This is a genomic window from Thiohalospira halophila DSM 15071 (genome assembly GCF_900112605.1).
GTDB classification, from domain to species: domain Bacteria; phylum Pseudomonadota; class Gammaproteobacteria; order Thiohalospirales; family Thiohalospiraceae; genus Thiohalospira; species Thiohalospira halophila.
In genome coordinates, this window is sequence record NZ_FOMJ01000002.1 from 220,301 (window position 1) to 242,759 (window position 22,459).

Sequence of the window (22,459 nt, forward strand, 5' to 3'; positions counted from 1 at the left end):
GCTGGCTGCTAGAATGCGGCCCTCCAATTCAGGGCGAACATCCAGCGAGGAGCACCCGCACCCATGACCTCCGAGACCCCCGTGCGCAAGGTGGTCCTGGCCTACTCCGGTGGCCTGGACACCTCCATCATCCTCAAGTGGCTCCAGGACACCTACGGCTGCGAGGTGGTGACCTTCACCGCCGACATCGGCCAGGGCGAGGAGGTGGAGCCGGCCCGCGCCAAGGCCAGGGAGCTGGGCGTCAGCGAGATCCACATCGAGGACCTGCGCGAGGAGTTCGCCCGGGACTACGTCTTCCCCATGATGCGGGGCAACACGGTCTACGAGGGCGAGTACATGCTCGGCACCTCCATCGCGCGGCCGCTCATCGCCCGCCGCCTGGTGGAGATCGCCCGCGCCACCGGCGCCGACGCCATCGCCCACGGCGCCACCGGCAAGGGGAATGACCAGGTCCGTTTCGAGCTGGGTGCCTACGCCCTGGAGCCGGATATCCGGGTCATCGCCCCCTGGCGGGAGTGGGACCTCAACTCCCGGGAGAAGCTGCTCGCCTACGCCGAGGCCCACGGCATCCCGGTGGAGGGCAAGAAGCACGGCGGCGGCTCACCCTACTCCATGGATGCCAATCTCCTGCACATCTCCTACGAGGGCGGCGTCCTGGAGGATCCCTGGGCGGAGCCGGAGGAGGGCATGTGGCGCTGGACCACCGCGCCGGAGCAGGCCCCGGACCAGTCCCTCTATCTGGATATCGGCTTCGAGGCCGGCGACCCGGTGAGTGTCGACGGCGAGCGGCTGCCGCCGGCAGAGCTCATGGAGCATCTCAACCGCGTGGCCGGCGCCCACGGCGTGGGCCGGGACGACCTGGTGGAGAACCGCTACGTCGGCATGAAGTCCCGGGGCTGCTACGAGACCCCGGCCGGGACCGTCCTGCTCAAGGCGCGCCGCGCCATGGAGTCGCTGACCCTGGACCGCGAGGTCGCCCACCTCAAGGACGAACTCATGCCGCGCTACGCCACCGTGATCTACAACGGCTACTGGTGGTCTCCGGAGCGGCACATGCTCCAGGCCGCCATCGATACCTCGCAGACGCCGGTGAACGGCACCGTCCGTCTCAAGCTCTTCAAGGGCTCGGTGGCCGTGGTGGGGCGCTCCTCGGAGAGCGACAGCCTCTTCGACGAGGCCGTGGCCACCTTCGAGGACGACGCCGGCGCCTACGACCAGAAGGATGCCGAGGGCTTCATCCGCCTGAACGCCCTGCGCCTGCGCACCGCCGCCCGGCGCCATCGGCCCTAGGTCACGCCGGAGCGCCGCATGAACGCCGGAGTGCCGGGCCGGGTTACGGGACGGCGCATCGGCATTCCGGGACCCCGGGCCACCGCGGTACTGGCCGCGGTGGTGCTGCTGCCCCTGGCCGGGGTTGCCGGGTTCGCGGGCCACTGGATCGGGGTGCTCCTCGCCCCGGTCCTGGGCATCGCGCTCACTGGCCTGGCCGCTCAGGCCGCCCGCCGTCGCCAGCTCGAGGCAGATCACGCCGAGCTGGCCGCCTACCACGCCCGCACCCAGAGCGAGGCCGCCCGGACCCAGGGAGAGCTTCGCCAGGAGGTGGCGCGGCGGGAGTCCATGGAGGCCGAGCTGCGGACCAGTCGGGAGCAGATGCGCCTTATCCTGGCCAATGCCCCCCTGCTCATCGTCACCCTGGATCGGGCCGGTCGGGTCACCCTGCTGGAGGGGCGCGGGCTGGAACGGCTCGGCATCGAGACCGGGGGGCTGCTGGGGCAGCCAGTGCGCCTGCTTATCGGTAATCACGGTGTCCTGAATGACGCGGTCCAGCGCGCCCTTGCCGGTGAGACCCTGTGGGTGAGTACCGACTTCAACGGCGTCCCCTTCGAGTTTTACCACCGGCCCCTGGTGGATGACGATGGCCGGATCACCGGCGTCGTCCAGGTCGCCCTGGATATCAGCGAACGCCACCAGGTGGAGCAGCTCAAGCGCGAGTTCATGGCCTCGGTGACCCACGAGCTGCGGACCCCGCTGACCTCCATCCTCGGCGCCCTGGGGCTGCTCTCCGGCGGGGCCATGGGGGAACTCGCCCCCAGCGCCCGGCGCCTTCTGGACATCGCCCGTAGCAACAGTGAACGGTTGCTGGCCCTGGTCAACGACATCCTCGACCTGGAGAAGGTCGACCGCGGTGAACTGGCCTTCCACTTCCGCGATGTCGACCTCAATACCCTGCTGGAGCAGGCCGTGGACGCCCATGAGCCGTACGCCGCCCAGTACGGGGCGGTGATGGCACTGTCCCCGGCCTCGGGGGACCCCGTGGTCCGCGTGGACCCGGACCGTCTCCTCCAGGTGCTCGCCAATCTCCTGTCCAATGCCGCCAAGCACTCCCCGGAGGGTGGGACCGTCCGCGTGACGGCCGCTCCCCGCGGAGGGCGGATACAGGTCCAGGTCACCGACGAGGGACCGGGGATCCCGGAGTCCGCCCGGGAGCAGCTCTTCCAGCGTTTCACCCCCGCCGCCGCCAGCGGCCGCGGGGGCGGTTCCGGGCTGGGTCTGGCCATTGCGCGGGCGCTGGTGGAGCGCCACGGCGGTCGCCTCGATTACGTCAACCGGGACGCGGGCGGGGCCTGCTTCTTTTTTGACCTTCCCCTGGCCGACTCCCCCGGGAACGGGTTGTAACCGCGTCGTCCCCGGGCCTACTCTCGCCCGTTGGGATCGGGATCTTGGCGCTGGGGGCAGGGATGGAATCGGCAAGCTTCGAGCGGCAGCTGGGGCGCTGGATGGCGCTGGCTGTCGCGATTCCACTCCTCGGATTCATCGCCTTCTGGGCGGTGGAGTTCGGCCGGACCCTGGAGGTGGTCGGCGAGGCCGAGGATCTGCGGGCGGAGGCCGGCGAACTGAGTGCCCTCCACGGTGCACTGCATGCCCTCCAGCGCGAACGCAGCGCCGCGGTCATCTGGCTGGCCAGTGCTCGTGAATCCTTTCAGGAGCGGTTGGTTCCCTCCTTTCACGCCACGGACAAGGCCTACCAGGCCGCCTTCTCGGGCTCCGAGGCAGGGATAGCGCCGCCGCCGGCCCTCTTGCGGACGACTGTTGCTCAGCGCCGGATCAGTCTTCAGGAGGCCCTGGAGGCCTACGAGGAGCGCCTCCGTGATCTCCTGGGGCGACTGCGCGAGCAGCGAGGCGCGGCGGCGAGCGGGGCCACATCGGAGTATCTCCTGGCCAGCGAGGCCCTGCTGCAGCTCCGCGAGCATGCCGGCCTGGAGCGCGCCTTCGGGGCGGCCGTGGGGGGCCATCGGGACCCGGCTCCGGAGTGGTTCGCCAACCTCCATTATCACCAGCGGGCCCAGAAGGGGTATCAGGCCGCCTTCCTGCGCAGCGCGCCGGCGACCCTGGGAGAGCGTCTGAAGGCGGTGGAACGCGACCAGCAGTTGGCGATGGAGGCCCGCCGTGTGGGCATGGCCGGAGCGGCGCCCGCCCCCGGACTGGCCGGCTGGTTCGATCTCAAGGGACGCCGCCTGTTGGCGTTACGAGAGCTGGAGGAGGGCCTGCTCGCCGAGCTTGAACAGGCCGCTGCGGCCCGGGTGCGTGAGGCCCGGGCACGCCAGTGGCAGCTGGGATTGAGCGGAGGCGGCCTGCTGCTGGTGACCGGCCTGGCCGGCGGGGCGGTGGTCCGCCGCCAGCTGGCCCTGGTCCACCGGCGGGAGGCGGATGCGGCACGCATCGAGTACCTGGCTACCCACAATCCGGTGACGGGCCTCCCGGATCGCCGGACTTTCAATGCGCGGCTGGATGCCGCCCTCCAGGCGGAGCCACGGCGGGACTGGCGGGTCCTCCTCATCGACCTGGTCCGCTTTACCGAGATCAATCGGACCTTCGGCGAGGCCTTCGGCGATGAACTCCTGGCGGCGGTGGCGGGTGTCCTTCGGGGGCGGGTACCGACCCCCGGCTTCGTAGGGCAGCTCTACGGCGACCAGTTCGCGGTGGCACTGCCGGTGGAGGTGGGTGATGCGCAGTCCCTCCTGGCAGTCTTCGATGCCCCCTTCCACGTCAAGGGTCGTCATGTCTCCATCGCCGTGAGGGCCGGCTCCGCCGAGTCGCCGGAGGCCGGCCGTTCGGCCCAGGATCTGGTGCAGTCCGCGGACCTTGCCCTGGTCTCGGCGCGCTCCATCCCGCGTGGCTGTCGCTATCGGACCTACACCACCGCCATGGGTGACGCCCATGGCCGGCAGCGGGAACTGGAGGCCGGCCTGGAACGGGCGGTGGAGCGCGACGAGTTCGAACTCTGGTATCAGCCCCAGGTCGACCTGCGCACCGGCCGGGCTGTGGGCCTGGAGGCGCTCCTGCGCTGGCGTCATCCGGAGCGCGGCATCGTGGGGCCAGGGGAGTTTATCCCGTGCGCCGAGGCCAATGGCCTCATCGTTCCCGTTGGCGACCATGTCCTGAGCCGGGCCACCGAGCAGATCCGGCAGTGGCGGGGGACACCCCTCGGCCGTATCCCGATGGCGGTTAATCTGTCCGGGGTGCAGTTCCACCAGGCCGATTTCATCGACCACTTGCAGGCCCACATCTCGGGCGGACGCGGGCAGCTGAAACTGGAGATCACCGAGAGCGTGCTGATGACCGATCTGGGAGGGGCGGCCCGGCGGTTGGGTGAGCTGCGCGAGATGGGAGTGCCTCTCAGTGTCGACGACTTCGGCACCGGCTACTCCTCCCTGGCGTATCTGCGGCGATTCCCGGTGGACGAACTCAAGCTGGATCGCTCCTTCGTCTCGGAACTCGGCCATAGTGAAGAGGCCGACGCCATTGTCGAGGCCGTCGTGGCTCTGGGTCACACCCTGGGCATCCGGGTCCTGGCCGAGGGGGTCGAGACCGAGAGCCAGGCGAGGCGGCTGGCCCGACTGGGCTGCGATGCGGGCCAGGGATTCCTGTGGGCCCGACCAATGCCGGCCTCCGACCTGGAGGCCTGGTTTGCCGAGGAGAGGGTCCGAATCCCCTGAAGATCTTTCCCCCGATGGACGTCGCGCCGGCAAGCCGGGATACTGGACCCCTCTACTCGGAAAAGGGGGAGCCATGATGAGCCAGGAGGGAGGGCAGAGGGCCCGGTTCGCCGCCGGCTGTTTCTGGGGCATCGAGGTGGCCTTCCGGCGGGTGCCCGGCGTGCTGGACGCCCGGGTAGGCTATAGCGGTGGTCACGTGGAGCATCCGACCTACGAGCAGGTCTGCCGCGGGGAAACGGGGCATGCCGAGGCAGTCGAGGTGGTCTTCGATCCCGTTCAGGTGGGGTACGGTGAGCTTCTGCGCGTCTTCTGGGCCATCCACGATCCCACCCAGGTGAATCGGCAGGGACCCGATGTGGGTCCGCAGTATCGCTCCGCCCTCTTCCCGCTGGATGAGGAGCAGGAGCGGCTGGCCCGGGAGAGCCGGGCGGCGGAGGAGGCCAGCGGACGCCACGCGGCGCCCATTGCCACCACCATCGAACCCGCCGGCCCCTTCTGGGAGGCGGAGGGCTACCACCAGCGCTATCTGGAACGGCGCGGCCTCGGGGGCTGAGGGGTGACGCTGGACGGTCTGGTCGCGGAGTACGGCTACCTCGCCATTGCCGCCGGGGTCTTCATCGAGGGCGAGGTGGTGGTGGCCACCGGGGGCGTATTCGCCGCTCGGGGCGTGCTGGGGCTACCCCAGGTCATTCTCAGCGCCTTCCTGGGGTCAGTGCTCACCTACCAGATCTTCTTCCTCCTCGGGCGCAGCCCCGCTGCCCGCTGGCTGGCGGACCGCCCGCGCTGGCAGCACCGGGTGATGGCCCTGCGTCAGCGGCTGGTCCACCATCACGTAGGGTTGATCCTGACCTACCGCCTCCTGTTCGGCCTGCGTAACGCCACGCCCTTCGTCCTCGGCCTCTCCGGCGTCCCCTGGTGGCGTTTCACCCTTCTCGATCTGGTCCCGGCGGCCATCTGGTCGGTGGCGGTGAGCCTGGTGGGCTACGTGCTGGGCCGGGAACTGCTGCGCTGGACCGCCGAGAACTGGCGGGCGGAACTGGTCATGACCGGTGTGGCGGTGGCCCTGCTGGTCGCCGCGATCTGGTGGCTCCGGCGGCGGCTCCATCGGCGGGATCGAACCGGGGATAGCTGCTAGAATCAATCGCTCTTACCGAACGGTCGGGACGGAGGAGCCCGTTTGTACCAATTGCTCGAGAAACGCCTGGCACGGCTGGAAGAGCTTGGCGAGGTCGGCCGCCCCGACGGCCGCCTGGTGGGCCTGGAGAAGGAGGGCCTGCGGGTGGACCGGCAGGGCCGGATCGCCGCCACGCCCCACCCGGAGTCCCTGGGTTCGGCGCTCACCAATGCCTGGCTGACCACCGACTACTCCGAGGCCCTACTGGAGTTCGTCACCCCGCCGGCGGAGTCCGCCGCCGAGGCGCTGGACTTCCTCTGCGATCTCCAGACCTTCGTCCACGAGATCCTGGGGGATGACGAGTTCCTCTGGGCCACCAGCATGCCGTGTGCCCTCGCAGGCCCGGAGTCCATCCCCATCGCCGACTACGGCCCCTCCAACCCGGGGATGATGAAGACCGTCTACCGGCGCGGTCTGGGGCATCGCTACGGCCGGCTGATGCAGGTTATCGCCGGGGTCCACTTCAACTTCTCCCTGCCGGATGCCTTCTGGCGCGCCTACCAGTCGACGGAGGGCGACGCCGGGAGCCTGCGCGAGTTCCGGGATACCGGCTACTTCGCCATGATCCGCAACCTCCAGCGGGTGGGCTGGCTCATCCCCTACCTCTTCGGCGCCTCGCCGGCGGTCTGCAAGTCCTTCCTCGCCGGGCGCGGTGCGAGCCTGGAGCCCTTCGACGACCACACCGCCTGGGAGCCCTACGCCACCTCCCTGCGCATGGGGGACATCGGCTACACCAACACCCGGGAAGACCAGACCGGGGTGAAGGCCTGTTACGACGACCTGGACTGCTACGTGGACAGCCTCCAGTGCGCCATTACCACCCCCTTCCCCGAGTACGAGCGCATGGGGGTGGAGGTCGAGGGTCGGTGGGAGCAGCTCAACGCCAACATCCTCCAGATCGAGAACGAGTACTACTCCACCGTCCGCCCCAAGCAGCCCACCGAGGGGCTGGAGATGCCCTCACTCGCCCTGCGCCAGCGCGGCGTCGCCTACGTGGAACTGCGCTCCATGGACGTCAACGCCTGGCACCCGCTGGGTGTGGAGGAGGGGCAGCTGCGCTTCGTGGAGGTGCTCATGCTCTTCTGCCTCCTCCACGAGAGCCCGCCCATCGGGCCGGTGGAGCGCCGCGCCATCGACGCCAACCAGCTGGCCACCGCCCACCGCGGCCGCGAGCCCGGGCTGGCCCTGCAACGGGGCGGGGGAACGGTCTCCCTGCGCGACTGGGCCACCGAGGTCCTGGACCACATGGAGGGGGTGGCCGCCTGGCTGGATACCGGCGAGAACGGGACCCCCTACGCCGATGCCGTGGCCGCCCAGCGGGAGCCGGTGGCCGATCCCGAGGCCACTCCCTCGGCCTGCATGGTCCGGGAGATGCGCGAACGCGGCGAGGGCTTCTTCGAGTTCGCCCTGCGGCGCTCGCGCAGCTTCCACGAGGCCTACCGCGAGCGACCGCTCACCGAGGAGCGTCGGGCCCTGTTCGAGGACGAGGCCCGGCGCTCCCGGGAAGCTCGCGCGGCCGCCGAGGCGGCCGACGAGGGCTCCTTCGAGGCCTTCCTGGCGCGCTACTTCAGCCAGGCCGGCTAGCTTGGAATCCCGGGAGTGCTGGTCCATAGTGACGGCATGATCCCATGCAGAAGGAGGTGAGATGCGGGCAGCCGTGATCATCCTGGCCATCCTCGCGGTGGCCCTGGGCGGGACTACCTGGAAATTCCACACCGAGGCCCGGGATGCCCGGGAGCAGGTGGTCCGGCTGCAGGAGGTCAACCGCGAAATCGGCGCGCGCGCCCGGGAGCTGGCCGAGCACCAGGAGGCCATGGTGGCCGAGGTGGAGAAGCGTCTGGCCGCCGAGGACGAGAACTTCGCCGAGCTCGACCGCATCCGCTCCCTCTACGAGGAGCTGGTGGCGGAGCTGGAGGAGGAGATCCAGCGCAAGGAGGTAGCGGTGAACCGCATGGCCGACCGGCTCTCCGTGCGCCTGGTGGAACGGGTCCTCTTCCGCTCCGGCTCGGCCGAACTCAGTGATGCCGGGCGCGACCTGCTCTCCCGCGTGGGCCGCCGCCTCCAGGCCAACGGCGACTACGTCATCCGCGTGGAGGGCCATACCGACAACGTCCCCATCGGGGAGAAGCTCGTCGATACCTACCCCACCAACTGGGAACTCTCCGCCCGGCGCGCGGTGAACGTGGTCCGCCACCTCCAGGAGGAGGCCGGCGTGGATCCCGAACGGCTGCAGGCGGTGGGGCGGGCGGAGCACCGCCCGGTGGCGGATAACGCCACCGCCGAGGGGCGGGCCCGCAACCGGCGCATGGAGATCCACCTGGTGCCGCCGAGCCCCGCCGCCGGGGTCGTTGCCCGCGACGACTAGGGCCTGCCGGCGTCCGGCTAGCCGCCGAAGCGGCGACGCAGCCAGTGGTCCACCGACAGGCGCCCGGCCCCCAACAGGATCAGCGGCAGCAGCATCACCGAATACATGAGCGCAAGCTTGTAGCCGTTGTCGCAGACGTTGTAGCCGTGGCCGGCGTGGACGCTGTACCAGGCCACCAGGGTCAGGATGAGCAGGGCCACGCCGACGTAGCGCGTGGCCAGCCCCACCACCAGGGCGATGGCCCCCAGCAGTTCGCTCCAGGTGGCCAGGAACCAGGAGATCTCCGGCGGCACCACGTTGAAGGGGAAGGGGAACGCCCCCTGGATCTCGGCGAACCAGTTGGACCCGGTGAACTTCATCCAGCCCGATTCCCAGTACTCCCAGGCCAGGAGCAGGCGCAGGCCCAGCGGGGCCAGGGCCACGCCGACCCGGTCCAGCTGATCGTGCAGCCCCTGCACGTGGTGGATAGCGCTCATGGGGACTCCTCCTCGTCTTGGTTGGCGGTGGCTGGTGCGATGCCGGCGATGATGCCCCGATCCCGGAGGTCGGCGAGGATGTCGGTGCCGGCGGCGATGATGGGGTCGGGATCGGTATGCCCCAGGGAGCGGGCCAGTTCGGCAAGGACCGTCCGGCCGGGGATCCCGGGGGCCGCTGACAGCCCGTCCAGCAGGGCCAGGGTCGCCGGCGTGGCGGCCAGGAAGCCCACCTGGTCCGCACCGTCCCGGTGGACGATGACCCCCGTGGGCTCGGCCGGCGGCGTCCCGGGCTGGTACTCCGGTCCCAGCCGGGGGACCGGCCAGGTATAGCGGGCCCACCGGACCGCCGCCGCCAGGACCGGGGCCCCCGCCAGGAGGTCCCCCGGAACGGCGGCCGGATCCTCTTCGCCGGCGTGGGCGACCTCGATCTCCAGCCACTCGTAGTGGGCCAGTTCCACCAGGAAGGGGGGCTCGTCCGCCAGCGCCGGGCGCTCCGGCCGTTCCAGCCAGGTCAGCAGTTCCCGGGGGAGTTCCGGAAAGAGCGGGGTGGTGGGCCGGTGGTCGCGGAACCAGGCGCGGATGAGGCAGGTCCAGCGCTTCTCCCCCAGGATGGCGTGGCAGACCGGATAGGTGTCGGCCAGCATCCCGCGCAGGTTGTTGAAGAAGAGGTCGCGATAGACCCCCATGCGCCGGTCCGGGACCCCGGCGGGCGCGGGCGCCCGCTCCGGATCCCGGATGTGGTCGGCGAAGGCGCGCAGCTGGCGGGCGAGGGGGTCAGGCGCCTGCGTGGACACGGGGCTCCTCCGGCTCGGCATCCCCGGCGGTCGCCTGGCGGCGGCGGATCGCCTCCACCTCGTCCAGCAGTTCCGGTAGCGGCGGCAGGTTGAAGTCCCGCTCCAGCAGGGTGGGGCGGGGCCCCAGGCGCCGGTAGGCGTGCTCCAGCAGGGCCCAGACCGGGTCGATGACGGGGGCGCCGTGGGTATCGATGATGAGGTCTTCGGCCTCGCGGTAGTGGCCGGCCACGTGGAGGTAGGCCACTCGCTCCGCCGGCAGGCCGTCCAGGAAGGCACGGGCGTCGTAGCCGTGGTTGGTGGCGTTGACCCAGACGTTGTTCACGTCCAGCAGCAGGTCGCAGTCAGCCTCCTCCAGCACCGCGTTGATGAAGGCGAGCTCCCCCATGCCGGCCTCGTGGGTGGCGTAGTAGGAGACGTTCTCCAGGGCGATGCGCCGACCGAGGATCTCCTGGACGGTGCGAACGCGGCCGGCGACATGGTGGACCGCCTCCTCGGTGAAGGGCAGCGGCATGAGGTCGTAGAGGTGGCCGTCGGCGCTGCAGTAGGAGAGGTGTTCGCTGTAGCCGTGGAAGCCGTGGACGTCCAGGAAGTCGCCCACCCGGGCGACGAAGTCGGTATCGAGCGCCTCCGGCCCGCCGATGGAGAGCGACAGGCCGTGGGCGATGAAGGGATGGCGCTCGGTGAGCTGGCGGAAGGTACGGCCGGGGCGGCCGCCCAGTCCCATCCAGTTCTCCGGCGCCACCTCCAGGAAATCGGGGCCGGGCGCGGGGGGCTCGAGCAGGTCGTCGGCAATGGCGCGACGCAGCCCGAGCCCCGCCCCGGTAATGCCCTCGGGGCGGTTCATGACAAGCCCGGGGTTTTAGCGGCTACCGCCGCACTTGCCCTCACCGCAGCGGCCCTCGCCACTGCTCTTGTTGCCCTCGCCGTGCTGGCGCCCCTCGGCGGAGCCGCCGCAGCGCCCCTCGCCCTCGTGCTTGCGCTCCCCCTCGGCGGAGCCCCCGCAACGGCCCTCGGCATTGCGCTCGCGCTCCTGCTCGGCGGAGCCGCCGCACCGGCCCTCGGATTGCGCGACCTGGTAGCCGCTGCCGAGATCCGTGAGACCGAAGGGGTTGGCCCCCGTGTCGGCGCTGGCACTGCCGGCGGCGAGGCCGGCGGCGAAGGCGGTGCCCAGGGCCGCACTGACGGGTTTGATGGATTTGCGATCGCTCATGGTGGCTCCTCCTTGGTGGTGGGCTCGAGGCCCGGTCTTGTTGTCCTTGTGAGTCAAGCAGTCGCGGTCGGGGCTGTCGAGCGCGGCGGCAGCAGCGTCAACAGCTCGGTTGCCAGCTCGCGCAGGATCTCCGGCGCCGGCTGCCGGCGCTGGTAGACGCGCAGGCCGTAGACCGCGGCGATGAGCGTGCGCGCGAGGCGCGCCGTATCCCGGTCGGCCTCCAGCTGGCCGGCCTTGCGGGCGGCCTCCAGGGCGCCCTCCAGCCGCTCCTCGATGCCGCTGAACATGGCGTCCACGCGCTGGCGCAGCTCGGCATCGTCCAGGGCATCGGCCTCCAGGACGGTGTTCACCATCAGGCAGCCCCGGGCCCGGTCGTCGGCAATGGCGGCCTCGGCGACCCCCTCCAGGAAGCGGCGGGCCCCTTCCAGGGGATCCGGGGCGGTGGCCAGCGCCTCCTCCACGGCGTCGCGGGTACCGGCGTAGTAGCGCTCCAGCACCGCCAGGAAGAGTTCCCGCTTGCCGCCAAAGGAGCCGTACAGGCTCCCCGGGCGCAGGTCGGTGGCGTCGCTGACATCGCGCATGGAGGTGGCGTGGAAGCCGTGGCTCCAGAACAGCTCGGTGGCGCGGTCCAGGACCGTTTCGGGGTCGTAGCTCTTGGGTCGACTCATGGCTGAATCGTAGCACCTTGAACGACCGTTCAACAAGGTCCAGACTGGGTAATTCGTAACAGTCGTTCAAGAAAGGAGAGAGCCATGAACCAGACCGCGACCCGGACCGAGAACCGCACCCACTGGCCCGTCCACGACGCCACCACCGCCCCCGAGGCGGCGAAGCCGGCCCTGGAGGCGGTACGCCAGCGCTACGGGGCGATCCCCAACATCTTCGGTGTCATGGCCGGTAGCCCCGCGCTGCTCAACGGCTACCTGGCCCTTACCGAGGCCTACGAGGGCGGAGAACTGACCCCGGCCCAGCGCGATGTCATCCTTATCGCCGCCAGCATGGTCAACGGCTGCGGCTACTGCGTCGCCGCCCACAGCACCATGAGCAGCCTCCCGGAGGAGGAACTCAAGGCGCTGCGCGCCGGCGAGCCCCTCTCGGACCCGGCCCTGGAGGCGCTGTGCCGGGTCACCCGGGCGGCGGTGGAGCGCCAGGGCTGGGTGGACGACGCCCTGCGCTCCGAGCTGGATGCCGCCGGGCTCCCCGCCTCGGCCGCCGGGGAGATCCTGGTGGGCGTGGCCCTGAAGACGATGTCCAACTACATGAACCACCAGGCGGGGACCCCCCTGGACTCATTCCTGGCCGCCTGGGCCTGGGAGCCCCGGGCGGAATAGGCCGCTAAAGGGTCGTCCCGGGCCGAGACCACCTATCCCAAGGAGGGCGGGAAGTTGGCAAAGGAGCGGGTCAGCTTCTGAGGCGGGTACCCCGGCCGGGGGGCCGGGGTCTGCGCGCGGGGCCGGACTCCACGGGGGCCGGCCCCGTACGTTACATCGGGTTGATCTCGGTGAACGTCAGGGTCGCGTCGGGGTTGCTGCTACCCTCGTAGACGCCCACCCAGATGTTGTAGTTGCCGCTCTGCGGGTTGTGGAAGACGACCATCGGATCCGAGCTGCCGAAGTCGTCGTTGCAGTACCAGCGCCCCTCGGGGCCGTAGACCACCAGGGTGGTGTCGGCGGAGGAGTTGACGGTGATGAACAGCGGATAGTCGCCGGACTCGTAGTTGAGGTCCACGTCGGGCTTTTCCAGGTTGATATTGCCGGCGCAGCCCGGGGCCAGACTCTCATCGACGCTGCCATCGCCGCCCGCATCCAGGTCGACGGTATAGGGGTCGTCGTCAAAGCCGGAGGTGAGTTCCACGGTCTCGTAGAGGGGGGTCCCCATCCAGTTGGGCTGCTGGGAGGCATCCCCGCCCTTGGCGGCGAGTGCGGCACCACCGGTTCCGAGCAGGAGGCCGCTGCTCACCAGGGCGGCCAGGGTGAAGGTGCGAGTTTCGAGGGACATACCGGTCTCCCTTTGTCGTTATTGCGATCCGTAAGAATATCCATACCACGGGCATGGGAGGGTGTCCAAGGCCGGCACGCCATCGGCCGGGGGTTACAGGGCCTTGAGGCACTCCAGGTAGGCAGCCTCGTCGGGCGCCCGGCCGTTGCGCTGGGCCTCCCACAGGGCCTGACCCAGGCACTCCATCATCCGGTGCTCGGCCTCGTGCTCGTCGCCCAGGCGGCTGGCCAGCCGGGCGTGGAGGGGCCGGATCCCGGCGGGTCGGTCGGTCCCCACCTGCTCGCGCAGGGCCAGGTGCAGGCCCATGTGCAGGAACGGGTTGGTCTCCCCCTGTTCCGGGGTGTAATCCCGGTCCAGGGCCGCCTCGGAGTCGGTGAGCAGCGCCTGGTACTCCGGGTGCGCCTCCACCACCTCGGCGATGGCCCGCTGGGTGGGATCGAGATCCTCCCCGGCCCGGGCCTTCTCCCAGGCGGTCTGGAAGGTGCGCCGCATCTCGCTGCGGTCCTGGCCGAACATGGTCAGACCTCCTCGGTCTTGTCGGGGTATTCGCAGAGGTCGGCGATGACGCAGGCCTCGCACCGGGGCTTTCGGGCCACGCAGACGTAGCGGCCGTGCAGGATGAGCCAGTGGTGGGCGCCGTGGAGGTACGGTTCGGGCACGACCTCCATGAGCCGGTCCTCCACCTCGCGCACCGTCTTCCCCGGCGCCAGGCCGGTGCGGTTGGAGACCCGGAAGATATGGGTATCCACCGCGATGGTGGGCTCGCCGAAGGCGGTATTGAGCACCACGTTGGCGGTCTTGCGGCCCACGCCGGGCAGGGCCTCCAGCGCCTTGCGGTCCCGCGGGACCTCGCCGCCGTGCTGGTCCACCAGCATCCGGCACGCCTTGATGACGTTGTTCGCCTTGGAATTGTAGAGGCCGATGGTGTTGATGTAGCCCTTCAGCCCCTCCTCGCCCAGGTCGAGGATGGCCTGCGGCGTGTTGGCCACGGGGAAGAGCTTCGCCGTGGCCTTGTTGACGCCGCGATCGGTGGCCTGCGCGGAGAGGATCACCGCGATGAGCAGCTCGAAGGGGGAGTCGTACTGCAGCTCCGAATCGGGAGCGGGGTTCTCGGCGGCCAGGCGCTGGAACAGCGTCTCGACGGTGGCGGGGTCCAAGGTCGCGGTCTCCGGCGAGCGCCGCCGGGGCCGGCGGCGCTGAAGAAGGCTCAGGTGTGGCGGAAGAAGCCGATATCCGGCGCGGCCTCGCGCGGATTCTCCTCGGCCTCCTTGCGCAGTCCCTCGACCACCTTGTTGTGCTCTTCCTCGAGCTTGTGCATGGCCTCCTCGGACTGGCGCGGGAAGACCACGCCCTTGAGGAAGTCACCCAGGTCGGCCAGGGCGACGGCCCACGCCTTGTCGTTCAGGTGGAAGTTGTGGTGGGCGTGCTGGCCGAAGGGGTACTCCTTGAACTCGTGGCCCTTGGTGACCTTGAGCTCGGAATCGTTCTCCACCATCTCCTTCGCCTGGTTGTACCACCACTGGTAGTACTTCTCCTGGAGGTCGGCGTTGAAGCCCTCGGCCTCGAAGAAGGCGTTGGTGGAAGCGCGACCGCCCCGGCCGCTGAAGGGGAAATGTCCAGCCATCTTCCTGACTCCTCGTGGTTTTCTTGAAGGGGCTGTGAGCCGTGGTCACAGCCTGGGAATTCCGCGGCGAGGATACCGCAGCCGGGGGCGGCGGTACAGTCATCGTGCTTGTCAGCAGGGGGGCGGAACCTCGCCCGGCCGGCTTGCGAGGGGGCCGTGGCCGCGGGTGGACAGGCCCTGTTCGGGGACGCGAGGACCTTCCCTGGCGCTCCGCGGCGGCCATCCATGGCCGCCGAGGCCCCGAACAGGGCCTGTCCACCCGCGGCCACGGCGGGGACCTGCATGGCTACGCGGCTACGACGACCCCACGTGCGCACCAGCCGGCCGATGCAACCCCCTTTCAATCCTGACCCTCAACCCTGGGCTGCCGCCTCCGGCTCCGGTTCGGGGGCCGGGGCTGGCCGGGCGGCGGCGCGGGCATCGACGATGTTCTTCACCGCGATGAGCAGGCCCAGGCCGATGAAGGCGCCGGGGGGCAGTACGGCCAGCAGGAAGCCCTCGTAGGCCTCCCACTCCAGGGCCAGGCCCCGGGCGGCCTCGCCGAACATCAGGTGGGCATCGGCGAACAGCGTCCCCTGGCCGATCATCTCCCGCAGGGCCCCCAGCACCACCAGCACGGCGGCAAAGCCCAGCCCCATCATCAGGGCGTCGTACATCGACGGGAGGATGGGATTGCGGGAGGCGAAGCCCTCGGCCCGGCCAATGATGCCGCAGTTGGTGACGATGAGCGGGATGAAGATCCCGAGGATGCCGTAGAGCTCGTGGAACCAGGCGTTCATGGCCAGTTCGATGGCGGTCACCGCCGAGGCGATGATGAGCACGAAGGTGGGCAGCCGAATCTCCGGGCGCACCACGTTGCGGATGATGGAGACCAGGGTGCTAGAGATGAGCAGGACCAGCAGCGTGGCCAGCCCCAGGCCCAGGCCGTTGACCGCCGAGGTGGTCACCGCCAGCAGGGGGCAGAGGCCCAGGAGCTGGACCAGGGCGACGTTGTTGTTCCACAGGCCCTGGTTGCGGATGTCGCGGTATTCCTCGTTCATGGCTCCTCCGCTGATTCGCCGCGGGCGAAGAGCTCGCGACGGTGCTCCTCGAAGTAGATCAGGGCGCGGCGGACTGCTGCCACCACGGCCCGGGGGGTGATGGTGGCCCCGGTGAACTGGTCGAAGACTCCGCCGTCCTTCTCCACCCGCCAGTCTTCCCGAGGCGGATTGCCGAGGCTGCGCCCAGCAAAGTCCTCGATCCAGTCCGAGCGCTCGATCTCGATGGCGTCGCCGAGCCCCGGCGTCTCGCTGTGGTTGACCACGCGTACCCCGGCGAGGGTGCCGTCGTGGTCGATGGCGACCAGTAGCCGGATGGGGCCGCCATAGCCGTCGGGTGCGACGACGGTCAGGACGGCGGCCACGGGCTCCCCGTTCCGGCGAGCCCGGTAGACCGTGAGGGGGTGCTTGCTGCCCAGGGCCTGCGGGGCGGTGACCGTGATGGCATCCCGAACGGGATCGTTGTCGTAGCGCGACTCCGGGATCAGTTCGTGGAGCGTCTCCAGGGTGGCGGCGCGCTGGTTCGCAGCGATCCGCTCGTCGGTCGCCTCGTGGGTCAGGGCGACGAGGCCGGTCCCGATGAGGGCGAAGAGGGCGAGGATCCCGCCGGCCAGGGCGATATGGCGCAGGTTGGCCGTCATTCCCCCCTCCCGTGGCCGAAGGTCCGCGGCTGGATGTAGTAGTCCAGCGTGGGGGCGGCGGTATTCATGAGCAGGACGGCGAAGGCGACCCCGTCGGGATAGCCGCCCCAGGTGCGGATGATGTAGATGAAGGCGCCGATACCGAGGCCGTACCAGAGGCGCGCCAGCGGTGCCGAGGGGGCGCTCACCGGGTCGGTGGCGATGAAGAAGGCGCCCAGCATGGTGGCCCCGGAGAGGATGTGGAAGGCCGGCGAGCCGTAGGCGCCGGGGTCCAGGGCGTAGAAGAACAGGGCCGGGATGCCGACGCCGAGGATCACGCCGGCCGGGGTCTGCCACGGGATGACCTTCCGGAATACCAGCCACAAACCGCCCAAGAGGAAGAGGGTGTTAATCCATTCCCAGCCGATGCCGGCCAGATCGCCGAAGATCGGGTTGCCCTGCCAGACCTCCGGGATGGTCTGGTTCTGCCCCAGGGCCGTCTTGATCTGGTCCAGCGGCGTCGCCCGGGTCACCGCGTCCAGGTCGGCCGCCGCCGGCAGGGAGCCGGTGAGGAAGAACTGCAGATGGGCGCCGAGGTCCACGGCGCCGGCCGGCGGCAGCCAGGTGGTCATCTCCCGGGGGAAGGAGACCAGCAGGATGACGTAGCCCACCATGGCCGGGTTGAAGGGGTTGTGGCCCAGCCCGCCGTAGAGGTGCTTGCCCAGGGCCATGCCCAGGGCGGTGCCCAGCATGGGCAGCCACCAGGGCGCCAGAGAGGGCAGGGCCAGGGCCAGCAGCCAGGCGGTGAGCACCGCCGAGCCGTCGCCCAGGAAGGGCATGACCGGCCGGTGGCGCAGGCGCAGGAGCACCGCCTCGGTGAGCAGGGCGGCGGCGATGGCCGCGACCAGATTGAAGGCGATGCCGGGGCCGAAGAACCAGAGGTGGGCCAGGGTGCCCGGGATCAGGGCGGCGCAGACGGTGAACATGACCCGGCGCACGCTGCTGCGGCCGGGGTGGAAGTGGGGGGAGCTGCGGACCAGTTCGAACACGGCTACTCCCCCTTGCCCGTGGCGTCGCCGGTGCCGGTCTCTTCCTCGGCGTCCTCGCCGCGCTGGGCCCGGGTCTCGGCGACCTTGCGCTTCTGCTCCTCGGTGAGTTCCGAGTCGTCGGTGTTCTTCGGCTCCACGCCCTGCTGTTCCTTCTTCTCCTGGGCCCGTTTGCGGGCGGCCTCGATGGCGGCCTTCTTCTTGTCGTCGCCGGTGTTCACCTGCTTTTTCTTTTCCGCCTGGCGGGCGGCCTTCTCCGCCTTCTCGCGCTCCAGCCGCTCGTTGCGGAACTCGTAGCGGGCGCGGGCGATGTCGGACTTCTTCTTCTCCCGCTCGGCGGCCCAGATCTCGGTCTTGGCGAAGCGGTAGTACTGCACCAGCGGCAGGTGGCTGGGGCAGACGTAGGCGCAGCAGCCGCACTCGATGCAATCGAAGAGGTTGTAGTCCTGGACCTTGTCGAAGTCCTTGTCCCGGGCGTGCCAGTAGAGCTGCTGGGGCAGCAGTCGGGCCGGGCAGACCTCCTGGCACGCGCCGCAGCGGATGCAGGGCATGGGATCCGGCGCCGGGGTCAGCTCCTCGGCGGCGGGGACCAGTAGGCAGTTGCTGGTCTTGGCCACCGGCGCCTCGTGGTGGAAGAGGCGGAAGCCCATCATGGGGCCGCCGACGATGATCTCGCCTATGTCTCCCCAGTTGCGGACCCGCTCGGTCAGCAGGTCACCCACCGGCGTGCCCAGCCGGACCCGCCAGACCCGGGGGTCGGCGATAGCGCTGCCGGTGACGGTAACAAGCCGGTCCACCAGGGGCCGCCCCTCGCTGATGGCGCGCTCCACCGCCGTGGCGGTGCCGACGTTGTGGCAGACCACCCCGACCTGGATGGGCAGGCCGTCGCTGGGAACCTCCTTGCCGGTGAGGGTGTAGATGAGCTGCTTCTCGCCCCCGGCCGGGTAGCGGGTGGGGACGGTGAGGATCTCCACCCCGGTGGCGGCGCTGTCGGTGGCCGCCAGCTCGTCCCGGGCCGCCTTGAGGGCGGTGATGGCGGCCGGCTTGTTGTCCTCGACGCCGATGATGCAGCGCTGGGCCTGCAGGGCGTGGCGCATGATGAGCATGCCGCGCAGGATGCGCGCCGGCTCCTCCTGCATGAGGCGGTCGTCGCAGGTGATGTAGGGCTCGCACTCGGCGCCGTTGAGGATGAGCGTCTCCACCGGGCGGCCGCCGGGGTTGAGCTTTACCGCGCTGGGGAATCCGGCCCCGCCCAGGCCGACGATGCCGGCTTCGCGGATGCGGTTGCGCAGGTCCGACGCCGTCTCGGCGGTGTAGTCGGCCACGGGGTGCAGGTCGGTCCAGGCATCCTCGCCGTCGCTGGCGATGACCACGCAGGGGGCGGAGAGGCCGGAGGGGTGGGCGATGGGCCGGTCCTCCACCGTCTGCACCGTGCCGGAGATGGTGGCGTGGACCGGGGCGCTGACGAAGTCCCGGGCGCGGGCGATGCGCTCGCCGGTGCGCACGTACTGGCCCGGCTCCACCTCGGCCTCCGCCGGGGCGCCGATGTGCTGCTGCAGGGGCAGGACTACCTGATCGGGCAGGGCGGCGCTGCCGCTGGCCTGCTCGCAGGACTCGGTCTTGTGGCCGGGCAGCTCCAGCCCGCCGGGGAAGCGCCAGAGCCTAGCGGTCATGGGTGGCCTCCGTCGCCTCGTCCGCTTCTTCCGGCTCCACCTGGGCCAGACCGCGCCGGGCATCCTCGGAGTAGAGTTCCGGGAAGGGCCAGCGCCAGGTCTGGGGCGTCTCCGGCACCGGCACCATGTAGATGCAGTCCACCGGGCAGGGCTCGATGCAGAGCTCGCAGCCGGTGCACTCGGCCTCGATGACGGTATGCATCTGCTTGGCGGCGCCGACGATGGCGTCCACCGGGCAGGCCTGGACGCAGAGGGTGCAGCCGATGCAGATGTTCTCGTCGATGATGGCGACCTCGGGGGTCTCCTCCTCCTCGCCGTGCTCGGGGTTCAACGGCTTGGGCTCACGGCCCAGGAGGTCGGCGAGCTGCTGGATGGTCTGCTCGCCGCCGGGGGGGCACTGGTTGATGTCCGCCTCGCCGGCGGCGATGGCCTCGGCGTAGGGCCGGCAGCCGGGGTAGCCGCACTGGCCGCACTGGGTCTGGGGGAGGATGGCGTCGATCTGGTCGACCACCGGGTCCCCCTCCACCTTGAAGCGGATGGAGGCGTAGCCCAGCAGCAGGCCGAAGGCGAGGGCGAGGCCGGCGAGGGCGAGGATGGCTTCGAGCATGGCCTACAGCCGCACCAGGCCGGAGAAGCCCATGAAGGCCAGGGACATGAGGCCGGCGGTCACCAGCCCCACGGCCGCCCCCTGGAAGGGGACGGGTACGTCGGCGGCGGCGATGCGTTCGCGGATGGCGGCGAACAGGATGAGCACCAGGGAGAAGCCCACCGCGGCGCCGAAGCCGTAGACCGCCGACTCCAGAAAGCCGTGGGCCTCCTGGACGTTGAGCAGGGCGACGCCGAGGACGGCGCAGTTGGTGGTGATGAGCGGCAGGAAGATCCCCAGCACCTGGTAGAGCAGGGGCGAGGTCTTCTGCACCACCATCTCGGTGAACTGCACCACCACCGCGATGACCAGGATGAAGGCGATGGTCCGCAGGTACTCCAGCCCCAGCGGCGCCAGCAGGTACTCGTTGACGAGGTAGCTGCAGATCGCCGAGAGGGTGAGTACGAAGGTGGTGGCCAGCCCCATGCCGGTGGCGGTCTCGAGCTTGCGCGATACCCCCATGAAGGGGCACAGCCCGAGGAACTTCACCAGCACGAAGTTGTTCACCAGGATGGTGCTCACCAGGATGAGCAGGTACTCACTCATGGGACCGCCCGTCCATCAGGAACTGATGAAAAAGTATGACGCCGCCCCCGGGGGTACTCAACCCCGCGCGGGACGGGGCATAAGGGTTACTTGATCCGCATCCCGGGCCGGGCCCCGTCGTCGGGCCCCAGGAGGAAGGGGCCGTCGCCCTCGCCGCTGGCGGCGAGGACCATGCCCTCGGAGACGCCGAAGCGCATCTTGCGCGCCGGCAGGTTGGCCACCATGACCGTCAGCCGCCCCTCCAGGTCGGCGGGGTCGTAGGCGGACTTGATGCCGGCGAAGACCTGGCGGGTCTCGCCGCCGAGGTCCAGCTGCAGGCGCAGGAGCTTGTCCGCCCCCTCCACCTGCTCGGCACTGGTGATCCGCGCCACCCGCAGGTCGACGCCGACGAAGTCCTCGAAGGCGATCTCGTCGGCGATGGGCTCCTCGGCCAGCGGGCCGGTGGGGGCGGTCTCGGTCATGGCGGTGTTCTCCTGTCGGGACGCCTCCAGCATGGCGTCCACGTGGTCCTGTTCGATGCGGGTGAGCAGGGGCTTGAAGCGGTTGATGGCCCCGTCCAGCCGGTGGGCCAGGTCGTCCCAGGTCAGCTCCCGGCCCAGGAAGGCCTCGCTGCGGTGGGCCAGCCCCGGCACCACCGGCTTGAGGTAGGTCATGATGACCCGGAAGGCATCCAGGACCATGGCGCTGATGGCCTGCAGCTCCGGCTCGCGGCCGGCCTCCTTGGCCACCACCCAGGGCTGGAGCTCGTCGAAGAGGCGGTTGGCCTCGTCGGCCAGCTCCATGAGTTCGCGCATGAGGCGGCTGTACTCGCGGTTCTCGTAGAGGTCGGCGATGGCCGCGCGGCGCTGGTCCCCGGCGAAGTCGGCGTGCACCGCGCGCCAGCGCTCGGCCAGCCGGTCGCGCTCGGCCAGGGACTCGGCGGAGGCCCCCTCGAAGCGCTCCGCCTCCCACCACAGCTCGCCGCCGAAGCGCTTGTTGATGAAGCCGGCGGAGCGGCTGGCCAGGTTGACCACCTTGCCGACCAGGTCGCTGTTCACCCGGGCGATGAAGTCATCGGTGTTCAGGTCCAGGTCGTCGATGCCGTCATCCAGCTTGGCCGCCAGGTAGTAGCGCAGGTAGTCGGGGTCCAGGTGGTCCAGGTAGGTCCGGGCGTTGAGGAAGGTCCCCCGGGACTTGGACATCTTGGCGCCGTTGACGGTGAGGAAGCCGTGGCAGAAGACCGCGCTGGGCACCCGGTAGCCGGCACCCTGGAGCAGGGCCGGCCAGAAGAGGGTGTGGAAATAGGCGATGTCCTTGCCGATGAAGTGGTAGAGCTCGGCATCGCTGTCAGGGCCCCACCAGTCGTCGAAGTCCAGGTCGCGCCGCTCGGCCAGGTTCAGGAAGCTCGCCATGTAGCCGATGGGCGCGTCCACCCAGACGTAGAAGTACTTGCCCGGGGCGTCGGGGATCTCGAAGCCGAAGTAGGGGGCATCCCGGGAGATGTCCCAGTCGCGCAGCCCGTCCTCCAGCCATTCGCCCAGCTTGTGGGCGATGGCCGGCTGGACCCGGGGGCGACCGGTGGTGTCGGTCTCGTTCATCCACTCGCGCAGGAAGCCCTCGAAGTCCTGCAGGCGGAAGAAGTAGTGCTCGGAGTCGCGCTCCTCCGGCGCGGCGCCGGAGACGGCGGAGACCGGATTCAGCAGCTCGGTGGGCTGGTAGGTGGCCCCGCACGCCTCGCAGGCGTCGCCGTACTGGTCCTCGGCGTGGCAGCGCGGGCAGGTGCCCTTGACGTAGCGGTCGGGGAGGAACATCCCCGCCTCGGGGTCGTAGGCCTGGCGGATGGTGCGCCGGTCGATGTGGCCGGCCGCCTCCAGCCGCTGGTAGAGGGTCTCCACTAGCCGGCGGTTCTCCACCGAGTGGGTGGAGTGGTAGTTGTCGAAGGCGACGTGAAAGTCGCCCAGGTCGCGCCGGTGCTCCTCGCCCACCCGCTCAATGAGCTCCTCGGGGGCGATTCCCTCGCTCTGTGCCCGCAGCATGATGGGGGTGCCGTGGGCGTCGTCGGCGCAGACGTAGCAGCACTCGTGGCCGCGCAGGCGCTGGTAGCGGACCCAGATATCGGTCTGGACATATTCCACCAGGTGGCCCAGGTGGATGCTGCCATTGGCGTAGGGCAGGGCGCTGGTAACCAGGATGCGGCGGTGGCCTTCGGACATGGGACTCGCGGCTCGGCAGTAGCGGGCTGGAAGATAACCCGGTCATGGTACTAGCCGGCCG

Annotated in this window: 24 protein-coding genes; 8 read left to right on the top strand and 16 right to left on the bottom strand. The window is 70.0% G+C overall.

What is annotated here, in order from left to right:
- Positions 1–63: 63 nt before the first annotated feature.
- From BM272_RS05155 to BM272_RS14165, 7 genes are all read left to right on the top strand, one after another.
- Positions 64–1,290: an argininosuccinate synthase gene (locus BM272_RS05155; protein ID WP_093427687.1), complete on the top strand. Its 1,227-nt coding sequence runs from the start codon at positions 64–66 to the stop codon at positions 1,288–1,290.
- Between the two features lie 18 nt (positions 1,291–1,308).
- Positions 1,309–2,676 (top strand): PAS domain-containing sensor histidine kinase, encoded by a 1,368-nt coding sequence (locus BM272_RS05160; protein ID WP_093427688.1) that lies wholly within the window; start codon positions 1,309–1,311, stop codon positions 2,674–2,676.
- Between the two features lie 62 nt (positions 2,677–2,738).
- Complete coding sequence (locus BM272_RS05165; protein ID WP_093427689.1) at positions 2,739–4,997, top strand: putative bifunctional diguanylate cyclase/phosphodiesterase; 2,259 nt, start codon at positions 2,739–2,741, stop codon at positions 4,995–4,997.
- A gap of 73 nt (positions 4,998–5,070) precedes the next feature.
- Positions 5,071–5,550, top strand: a complete 480-nt coding sequence (gene msrA, locus BM272_RS05170; protein WP_093427690.1) for a peptide-methionine (S)-S-oxide reductase MsrA — start codon at positions 5,071–5,073, stop codon at positions 5,548–5,550.
- 3 nt (positions 5,551–5,553) lie between these two features.
- Positions 5,554–6,132, top strand: a complete 579-nt coding sequence (locus BM272_RS05175; RefSeq protein ID WP_093427691.1) for a DedA family protein — start codon at positions 5,554–5,556, stop codon at positions 6,130–6,132.
- A gap of 51 nt (positions 6,133–6,183) precedes the next feature.
- The gene (gene gshA / locus BM272_RS05180) at positions 6,184–7,755 is read left to right on the top strand and encodes a glutamate--cysteine ligase (RefSeq protein WP_240308026.1); all 1,572 of its coding nucleotides are present in this window, start codon (positions 6,184–6,186) and stop codon (positions 7,753–7,755) included.
- A 61-nt stretch (positions 7,756–7,816) separates the two neighbouring features.
- Positions 7,817–8,536 (top strand): OmpA family protein, encoded by a 720-nt coding sequence (locus BM272_RS14165; protein ID WP_093427693.1) that lies wholly within the window; start codon positions 7,817–7,819, stop codon positions 8,534–8,536.
- Positions 8,537–8,553: 17 nt separating this feature from the next.
- Here BM272_RS14165 and BM272_RS05190 read toward each other — a convergent pair whose 3' ends face one another.
- Genes BM272_RS05190 through BM272_RS05210 form a run of 5 tightly spaced genes read right to left on the bottom strand, consistent with a single transcriptional unit; the run spans position 8,554 to position 11,684 of the window.
- Entirely contained in the window at positions 8,554–9,012 is a 459-nt protein-coding gene (locus BM272_RS05190; RefSeq protein WP_093427694.1) for an HvfX family Cu-binding RiPP maturation protein, read from the bottom strand.
- The gene (locus BM272_RS05195) at positions 9,009–9,806 is read right to left on the bottom strand and encodes an HvfC family RiPP maturation protein (RefSeq protein ID WP_159433025.1); all 798 of its coding nucleotides are present in this window, start codon (positions 9,804–9,806) and stop codon (positions 9,009–9,011) included. Before BM272_RS05195 ends, BM272_RS05190 begins: the two co-directional genes overlap by 4 nt.
- Positions 9,787–10,650 carry an HvfB family MNIO-type RiPP peptide maturase gene (locus BM272_RS05200; protein WP_093427696.1) on the bottom strand — a complete coding sequence of 288 codons (864 nt, stop codon included), beginning with the start codon at positions 10,648–10,650 and terminating at the stop codon, positions 9,787–9,789. The genes BM272_RS05195 and BM272_RS05200 overlap by 20 nt, the downstream gene beginning before the upstream one ends.
- Before the next feature lie 15 nt (positions 10,651–10,665).
- Entirely contained in the window at positions 10,666–11,016 is a 351-nt protein-coding gene (locus BM272_RS05205; protein ID WP_093427697.1) for a hypothetical protein, read from the bottom strand.
- 53 nt (positions 11,017–11,069) lie between these two features.
- A complete protein-coding gene (locus BM272_RS05210; protein ID WP_093427698.1) occupies positions 11,070–11,684 on the bottom strand; it encodes a TetR/AcrR family transcriptional regulator in 615 nt (204 codons plus the stop codon).
- A gap of 84 nt (positions 11,685–11,768) precedes the next feature.
- On the opposite strand from BM272_RS05210, the gene BM272_RS05215 reads away from it, so the two are divergent.
- Positions 11,769–12,347, top strand: coding sequence for a carboxymuconolactone decarboxylase family protein (locus BM272_RS05215; protein WP_093427699.1), 579 nt, complete (start codon positions 11,769–11,771; stop codon positions 12,345–12,347).
- 151 nt (positions 12,348–12,498) lie between these two features.
- On the opposite strand, the gene BM272_RS05220 is transcribed toward BM272_RS05215, so the two are convergent.
- The 11 genes from BM272_RS05220 to metG form a co-directional block, all read right to left on the bottom strand.
- Positions 12,499–13,014, bottom strand: a complete 516-nt coding sequence (locus BM272_RS05220; RefSeq protein WP_093427700.1) for a hypothetical protein — start codon at positions 13,012–13,014, stop codon at positions 12,499–12,501.
- A gap of 93 nt (positions 13,015–13,107) precedes the next feature.
- Positions 13,108–13,530 carry a DUF1841 family protein gene (locus tag BM272_RS05225; RefSeq protein ID WP_093427701.1) on the bottom strand — a complete coding sequence of 141 codons (423 nt, stop codon included), beginning with the start codon at positions 13,528–13,530 and terminating at the stop codon, positions 13,108–13,110.
- 2 nt (positions 13,531–13,532) lie between these two features.
- The gene (nth, locus tag BM272_RS05230) at positions 13,533–14,171 is read right to left on the bottom strand and encodes an endonuclease III (RefSeq protein WP_093427702.1); all 639 of its coding nucleotides are present in this window, start codon (positions 14,169–14,171) and stop codon (positions 13,533–13,535) included.
- Positions 14,172–14,221: 50 nt separating this feature from the next.
- Positions 14,222–14,638: a hypothetical protein gene (locus BM272_RS05235; protein ID WP_093427703.1), complete on the bottom strand. Its 417-nt coding sequence runs from the start codon at positions 14,636–14,638 to the stop codon at positions 14,222–14,224.
- 353 nt (positions 14,639–14,991) lie between these two features.
- Complete coding sequence (locus tag BM272_RS05240) at positions 14,992–15,678, bottom strand: electron transport complex subunit E (protein ID WP_093427704.1); 687 nt, start codon at positions 15,676–15,678, stop codon at positions 14,992–14,994.
- Positions 15,675–16,316, bottom strand: a complete 642-nt coding sequence (gene rsxG / locus BM272_RS05245; protein ID WP_093427705.1) for an electron transport complex subunit RsxG — start codon at positions 16,314–16,316, stop codon at positions 15,675–15,677. Before rsxG ends, BM272_RS05240 begins: the two co-directional genes overlap by 4 nt.
- Positions 16,313–17,344 (bottom strand): RnfABCDGE type electron transport complex subunit D, encoded by a 1,032-nt coding sequence (locus BM272_RS05250; protein ID WP_093427706.1) that lies wholly within the window; start codon positions 17,342–17,344, stop codon positions 16,313–16,315. The genes rsxG and BM272_RS05250 overlap by 4 nt, the downstream gene beginning before the upstream one ends.
- Before the next feature lie 2 nt (positions 17,345–17,346).
- A complete protein-coding gene (rsxC, locus tag BM272_RS05255) occupies positions 17,347–19,014 on the bottom strand; it encodes an electron transport complex subunit RsxC (RefSeq protein WP_093427707.1) in 1,668 nt (555 codons plus the stop codon).
- On the bottom strand, positions 19,004–19,621 hold the full coding sequence (rsxB, locus tag BM272_RS05260; protein ID WP_093427708.1) for an electron transport complex subunit RsxB: 618 nt from the start codon (positions 19,619–19,621) through the stop codon (positions 19,004–19,006). Before rsxB ends, rsxC begins: the two co-directional genes overlap by 11 nt.
- A 3-nt stretch (positions 19,622–19,624) precedes the next feature.
- Positions 19,625–20,206 carry an electron transport complex subunit RsxA gene (rsxA, locus tag BM272_RS05265; RefSeq protein ID WP_093427709.1) on the bottom strand — a complete coding sequence of 194 codons (582 nt, stop codon included), beginning with the start codon at positions 20,204–20,206 and terminating at the stop codon, positions 19,625–19,627.
- An 86-nt stretch (positions 20,207–20,292) separates the two neighbouring features.
- Positions 20,293–22,398, bottom strand: coding sequence for a methionine--tRNA ligase (gene metG, locus BM272_RS05270; protein WP_093427710.1), 2,106 nt, complete (start codon positions 22,396–22,398; stop codon positions 20,293–20,295).
- Between the last annotated feature and the right edge of the window lie 61 nt (positions 22,399–22,459).